Origin of the sequence: Amycolatopsis sp. H20-H5 (assembly GCF_035828755.1) — a bacterium.
Lineage (GTDB): Bacteria > Actinomycetota > Actinomycetes > Mycobacteriales > Pseudonocardiaceae > Amycolatopsis.
Map to the genome: position 1 here is coordinate 1 of NZ_JAYMZS010000224.1, position 6,139 is coordinate 6,139.

The 6,139-nt window shown below is 67.9% G+C and carries 6 protein-coding genes; 2 read left to right on the forward strand and 4 right to left on the reverse strand.

What is annotated here, in order from left to right; translation table 11 throughout:
• Window positions 1–119: 119 nt before the first annotated feature.
• A complete protein-coding gene (locus QMK34_RS46640) occupies window positions 120–671 on the reverse strand; it encodes an SCP2 sterol-binding domain-containing protein (protein WP_326421444.1) in 552 nt (183 codons plus the stop codon).
• A 113-nt stretch (window positions 672–784) separates the two neighbouring features.
• The gene (locus QMK34_RS46645; RefSeq protein ID WP_326421436.1) at window positions 785–1,456 is read right to left on the reverse strand and encodes an SCP2 sterol-binding domain-containing protein; all 672 of its coding nucleotides are present in this window, start codon (window positions 1,454–1,456) and stop codon (window positions 785–787) included.
• 124 nt (window positions 1,457–1,580) lie between these two features.
• Between QMK34_RS46645 and QMK34_RS46650 the strand changes: the two genes are divergently transcribed.
• Window positions 1,581–2,240, forward strand: a complete 660-nt coding sequence (locus tag QMK34_RS46650; protein WP_326421437.1) for a TetR/AcrR family transcriptional regulator — start codon at window positions 1,581–1,583, stop codon at window positions 2,238–2,240.
• 63 nt (window positions 2,241–2,303) lie between these two features.
• On the opposite strand, the gene QMK34_RS46655 is transcribed toward QMK34_RS46650, so the two are convergent.
• Window positions 2,304–3,152 (reverse strand): MaoC/PaaZ C-terminal domain-containing protein, encoded by an 849-nt coding sequence (locus QMK34_RS46655; protein WP_326421439.1) that lies wholly within the window; start codon window positions 3,150–3,152, stop codon window positions 2,304–2,306.
• 65 nt (window positions 3,153–3,217) lie between these two features.
• Window positions 3,218–4,555, reverse strand: a complete 1,338-nt coding sequence (locus QMK34_RS46660) for a 3-oxoacyl-ACP reductase (RefSeq protein ID WP_326421440.1) — start codon at window positions 4,553–4,555, stop codon at window positions 3,218–3,220.
• A 122-nt stretch (window positions 4,556–4,677) separates the two neighbouring features.
• On the opposite strand from QMK34_RS46660, the gene QMK34_RS46665 reads away from it, so the two are divergent.
• Window positions 4,678–6,006, forward strand: a complete 1,329-nt coding sequence (locus QMK34_RS46665; RefSeq protein ID WP_326421441.1) for an acetyl-CoA C-acetyltransferase — start codon at window positions 4,678–4,680, stop codon at window positions 6,004–6,006.
• The last annotated feature ends 133 nt before the right edge of the window (window positions 6,007–6,139 follow it).

Here is a 6,139-nt window from a genome sequence, read left to right on the forward strand (position 1 = left end):
CGTCATCGACCAGGGCCTCCGTGCGTCTGCCTGGCGACGCGGACACCAGGCAGACGCACGAAGAAGCCACTTCAGACGACGCCTCCGCCTCCAGATGCTAGAGATCTAGCCCTGTAGTACTAGGCCCCGGACGGCTTGGGGATGTCGAAGTAGCTCGAGAAGCGCACCGCCGGGGCGTACTCGCCCTTCACCTTGACCTTGCCCGTGACGAACATGGCCGCGACCGCCGCGTTGCCGGTGGCCATGCGGATGAAGTCGTCGACCGACACGGTGATCGTCGTGTCCGGGGTCCGGGCGAGGTCGGCGCTGGAGACGCAGACGCCGTCCTCGATGACCGTCTGGAAACGGTCGAAACCGTCTTCGCCGTCGCCGTCGGAAAAGCGCCAGGAAACGACGAAGTCGACGTGCTTCGCGCGTTCGGGGAGGAAATGGTGGGACATTCTCGCGAATATCTCGTCGAGGAAGACCGCGCGTAACTCGGGGTGGTCGGCAATGGACTTGAGCTGTTCCTTCGACGCGCGGCGGACGATGTCGACCAGCACCTGGGTGGACAGTGAGCTCAGTTCGATGCCGGCGCCGGTGTCGCCCAGCATGTGCAGGGTTTCCAGCACCTGGACGAACTGTTCGCGGTTCAGGCGGGTGAGGTCGATCTTCTCGGCGAAGCCGTTGATGACGTGTGTGCCGCGTGTCCGCGATGAGGTGAGGCGACGCGGACGGGAAACGCGCAGGCGCTCACGCCAGGGCTTGGGATCCGAATAACGGGGCACGAAAAAAGTGTAGCCGGTCAGCTCGGTTTGGGAAGATCGAAGAATCCGATCAGCCCGGCCGCGAATGCGAGGTCGCCTTTTACCTTGATCTTTCCGGTGACGAACAGCACAGCCGGGGTGGCCTGGTGGGTGATCAACCGGAAGAAGTCCGCGGGCGCGATGGTGATGGTCACCTTGGGCTTCTCGCGCATCTCGCGCCCGACCGTGCACGAGCCGTGCGAGATGACCGTCTCGTAGCGGTCGTAGCCGCCGTCGCCGGTGCCGCCCGCCAGGCGCCAGTGGACGACGACGTGCAGGTTGCGGGCGCGGTCGGGGCGGATGTGCGCGCCCATGCGATTGAAGATCTCGCCGAGGACGCGCTCACGCAGCAGCCGCTCGGAGACGACGCTCTCGAGCTGCGCACGCGACGCGCGCGAGACCAGGTTCGCGAACCGGATGGGGTCGACCTTGCTCAGGTCGAACGCGGGCGCGAGCTCGGCCATCCGGATCAGCGCCGCGAGCAGCCGCCGGAAGTCGTCCTTGCCGAGGTCCTTGGGATCGACGGCGTCGGCGAGCTGGTTGATGTCGAGGGCGTGCGCCTCCGGGCCCAGCGGGTCGATCCGCTCGAGCACGTCGAGCAGTGGCTTGCCACGCAAGCCACCCAACCCGGCACCCGAATCGGTGCTGGTCACCCCGGCGTTGTCCGCCATCCGTCCTCCCGCGTTACCTACTCGGACGTAAGGTTACGCGCCAGTAGGTAAGGGGGCAAGCGAGTCGAAATCACCTCCCTACCTCGGTCCCCGGTAGCGTCTTCCGGAGTAAAGGGAGGTCTGAGTGACCGAGGAAGTACAACGCCCGACCGAGCGGGCCAGGCGGCTGCCGCGCGCTGTGCGGGAACGGCAGATCTTGGACGCCGCCGTGCAGGTGTTCTCGCGCTACGGCTACCACACGGCGTCGATGGACGAGATCTCCGAGGTCGCGGGCGTGTCCAAGCCGATGATCTACACCTACCTCGGTTCGAAGGAAGACCTTTTCGGCCAGTGCATCCGCCGTGAGGCCACCCGGCTGCTGGAGGCGATCCAGGAGGGCGTCAAGCCCGACCTGCCACCGGACATGCAGCTCTGGCACGGCCTGCGTTCGTTCTACCGGTTCGTCGCCGACTTCCGCGAGTCGTGGACGGTGCTGCACCGCCAGGCGCTGACCGTCGGCGGTGCGTTCGCCGCCGAGATCACCGACATGCGGACCCGCGCGATCGAGCTGGTCGCCGCGCTCGTGGTCTCCGCAGGCACCCAGAAGGGGCTCGGGGAGCAGGCAGAGTTCTCCGGTGAGGGGCTGTCCGCCGCGCTGGTCGGCGCCGCGGAGTCCCTGGCCGACTGGGCGCTGGACCACCCCGACGTCTCCGACGGGGTGCTCGCGTCCTGGCTGATGAACCTCGTGTGGCTCGGCTTCAACGACCTCGTCGAGGGCAAGGTCTGGAAGCCGTCCGAGAGCTGATGCATTGCCCCTGAAGGCCACCATCACGGCGTTTTACGCCGTGATGGTGGCCTTCAGGGGCAATCAAACTGCTGTGATCGAGCCTTCGAGGTGTGGGTTCGGCTTGCGCGCGTTCCACAGTTCGAACGCCCAGCCGTCGCCGGTCCGCCAAGTGGTGAAGGCGGCCTTCGCCGGTAGCAGCACGGGCTGCTTGAAGCGGGTGTCGAGGGTGAAGGCGTCTGGGAGGCGTCCTTCGAACGCCGCGAGCGCGTGCGCCATGGTCCACATGCCGTGCGCGATCGCGGACGGGAAGCCGAACGCGCGCGCGGTCAGCGGGTGCAGGTGAATGGGGTTGCGGTCGCCGGAGACCTCGGCGTAGCGACGGCCGATGTCCGCGGGGATCCGCCAGATCGCGTTCGGGGTCGGCGCGGCGAGCTGCTCACGCGGGCCGGACGAGCCGGTGCCGGACTCGTCGCGCCGCAGGTAGGTGCTCACGTCGCGCCAGACGACGTCGTCGGCGCCGCTCGGGGACAGCTCGCTGAGGACGTCGAACTGCCGCCCCTTCTCGTGCGGGCGGAGGTTCTCGGCGTACACCTTCAGGGTGAACGTCTCGTCGAGGCGGATCGCCCGCTTCTGGGTGATGTTGTTCGCCACGTGCACCATGCCGAGCAGCGGGAACGGGAACTCGTGCTCGGTCATCAGCTGCATCTGCAGGCCGAACGCCAGGATGTGCGGGTACGTCGCGGGCAGCTCGTCGGACAGCCGGAAGCCGCAGACCTCGTTGTACGCCGCCAGCTGCGCAGGGTCAACGACGACGTCCTTGCGGACCAGTTCGGTGTCGGGCAGCTTGTCGCCGTGTTTGGTCCCGCCGAGCAGGGCCTTCGGGTACAACGTCGCCAGATTGGGCGCGCCGTGGACCTCTTTGATCGCCATGGTCATGCTCCCAGCAACGCTGTGTTATCGGCCGGCCTGCGCGCGCGCTCAGTGGTCACCATTTCTCATGCCCCCAGCAATGCCTGGCCGCACACCCGGACCACGTTGCCGTTGACCGCGGCGGACGCCGGGCTCGCGTACCAGGCGATCGTCTCGGCGACGTCGACCGGCAGGCCGCCCTGGCCGAGACTCGCCAGCCGTCGGCCGCCCTCACGGATGAACAGCGGGACGGCAGCGGTCATCTTGGTCTCGATGAACCCGGGGGCGACGGCGTTGATCGTGCCGCCGACCGCGGCGAGCTCGTCGGCGCCGACGTCGATCATGCCGATCACGCCCGCCTTGCTGGTGGCGTAGTTGGTCTGGCCGACGTTGCCCGCGATGCCCGCGATCGACGAGACGCCGATGATCCGGCCGTTCGGCCTGAGGACCTTGTCCGCGACGAACTTGTCGTTGACCGCGAGCTGCGACACCAGGTTGACCGCGATGACCGAGTCCCAGCCACCCTCGGTCATGTTGCCGAGCGTCTTGTCGCGGGTGATGCCCGCGTTGTGGACGACGATGTCGACGCCGCCGTGGCGCGTGGTCAGGTACTCGGCGAGCTTGTCCGGCGCGTCCGCGGCGGTGATGTCGAGCTGCAACGCCGACCCGCCGACCTTGTTCGCCACCTTGGACAGATCCGCCCCCTGCGCGGGAATGTCGAGGGCGACGACGTGGGCGCCGTCGCGGGCGAGCACCTCGGCGATGGCCGCGCCGATGCCGCGGGACGCGCCGGTGACCAGTGCGATCTTGCCGTCGAGCGGCTTCGCCCAGTTCGCGGGAGCCTCGGCGGTCTTGGCGTGTGTGCCGACGCGGATGACCTGCGCGTCGACGAACGCGGACTTCGCCGAAAGGATGAAGCGGAGCGTGGACTCGGCGGCTTCTTCAGCGCCTTCGGCCACGTACACGAGCTGGGCGGTCGCGCCGCGCTTCAGCTCCTTACCCACCGAACGCACGAAGCCTTCGAGGGCGCGCTGGGCGATCCGCTCGCGGCCGCCGACCAGCTCAGGCGGGGTGCCAACGACCAGGACACGGCCGGACCACCCGACGCTGCGGATGACGGGGTGGAAGAAGTTGTAGACCTCGCGAAGCTGCTTCGGGTCCGTGACGCCTGTCGCGTCGAAGACCAGCGCGGCGTGCTTGCCCTCGACAGGGCTGGTGACGACCTCGATGCCCGCGTCGGCGAGTTGGTCCTTCAGTGTCTTTTCGAGCCGTCCGCCGGGCGCGGCGCCGAGGAGTGCGGGACCCTCGAGAGCGGGCTGGCCAGGCTTGTAGCGGCGGAGCGTGGCGGGATTCGGCAGGCCGAGCTTGGGCACCACGAACTTCCCCACCGGGGTTTTCGTGAACTGCTGGTACCTGTCAGCCATCGGATGCCTCCCGTGCAGTGTGCGTCACTCACCACTCTAACCTACCCGCCAGTAGGTTACACTCCGAACTGGGTCGCAGATCACGCCCGGCCCATTTCACCGTCGACCAATGCGAGGAAGCCATGACCTCACCGGAGAAGCCGGCCCGCAGTCGTACCGCGAAGCCCAAGGTCGCGAGCCCCGGCGTCCGCAAGGTCGCGATCATCGGCGGCAACCGGATCCCGTTCGCGCGCTCGAACGGCCCGTACGCGAAGGCGTCGAACCAGGACATGTTCACGGCCGCGTTAGACGGCCTGGTCAGCCGCTTTTCGCTGCAGGACGAGGTGATCGGCGAGGTCGCCGCGGGCGCCGTGCTGAAGCACTCGAAGGACTTCAACCTCGCCCGCGAGAGCGTGCTGGGCAGCAAGCTCTCGCCAGCCACTCCCGCGTCCGACGTGCAGATGGCGTGCGGAACGGGCCTGCAGGCGATCATCACCGTCGCGAACAAGATCGCGCTCGGCGAAATCGACTCGGCCATCGCGGGCGGCGTCGACACGACGAGCGACGCCCCGCTGGCGGTCAACGACGACCTGCGCCACATCCTCGTGCAGCTCAACTCGGCGAAGACGCTGGGCGACCGCCTCAAGCTGGTCGCCAAGCTGCGCCCCGGCCACATCGTCCCGGAGATCCCGCGCAACTCCGAGCCGCGCACCGGGCTGTCGATGGGCGAGCACGCGGCGCTGACCGCGAAGGTCTGGGAGATTACCCGCGAGGCGCAGGACGAGCTGGCCGCTTCGAGCCACCAGCACCTCGCCGCCGCGTACGACCGCGGGTTCTTCGACGACCTGGTCACGCCGTTCCTCAAGCTCGCGCGCGACCAGAACCTGCGCGGCGACTCGAGCGTCGAGAAGCTCGCGAAGCTCAAGCCCGTCTACGGCGGCCAGGGCGGCACGATGACCGCGGGCAACTCGACGCCGCTCACCGACGGCGCGTCGACCGTGCTGCTCGCGACCGACGAGTGGGCGAAGGCGCACAAGCTGCCGGTGCTCGCGTACCTGACGTTCTCGCAGACCGCGGCCGTCGACTACGTGCACGGCGATGAGGGCCTGCTGATGGCCCCCGCGTACGCCGTGCCGCGGATGCTGTCGCGGGCGGGCCTTTCGCTGCAGGACTTCGACTTCTACGAGATCCACGAGGCGTTCGCGTCGCAGGTGCTGGCCACGCTCAAGGCGTGGGAGGACCCGGCGTTCGCCAAGGAGAAGCTGGACCTGGACTCGCCGCTCGGGTCGATCGACCGGGCGAAGCTCAACGTCAACGGTTCGTCGCTCGCCGCCGGGCACCCGTTCGCCGCGACCGGCGGACGGATCGTCGCGACGCTGGCGAAGCTGCTCAACGAGAAGGGCGCTGGCCGCGGCCTGATCTCCATCTGCGCGGCAGGCGGCCAGGGCGTCACGGCCATCCTGGAGAAGTAACGTCTAGTGCCCCTGAAGACATCCCTGGGTTTTGTTTGTCAAGCGGCGGTGGTGTTTTGTCTGGTTTGTGTGGTGGTGTGGTGTGCCCAGGCTGTGTTTTCGTTGTAGTGGGTGTGGGTTTTGAGGCAGCCGT

Excerpts from the sequence above, each read along its gene's own strand:
- QMK34_RS46645 (WP_326421436.1), bottom strand. The coding sequence starts at position 1,456 with ATGGCGGACAACGCCGGGGTGACCAGCACCGATTCGGGTGCCGGGTTG.
- QMK34_RS46655 (WP_326421439.1), bottom strand. The coding sequence starts at position 3,152 with ATGGCGATCAAAGAGGTCCACGGCGCGCCCAATCTGGCGACGTTGTAC.
- QMK34_RS46660 (WP_326421440.1), bottom strand. The coding sequence starts at position 4,555 with ATGGCTGACAGGTACCAGCAGTTCACGAAAACCCCGGTGGGGAAGTTC.
- QMK34_RS46665 (WP_326421441.1), top strand. The coding sequence starts at position 4,678 with ATGACCTCACCGGAGAAGCCGGCCCGCAGTCGTACCGCGAAGCCCAAG.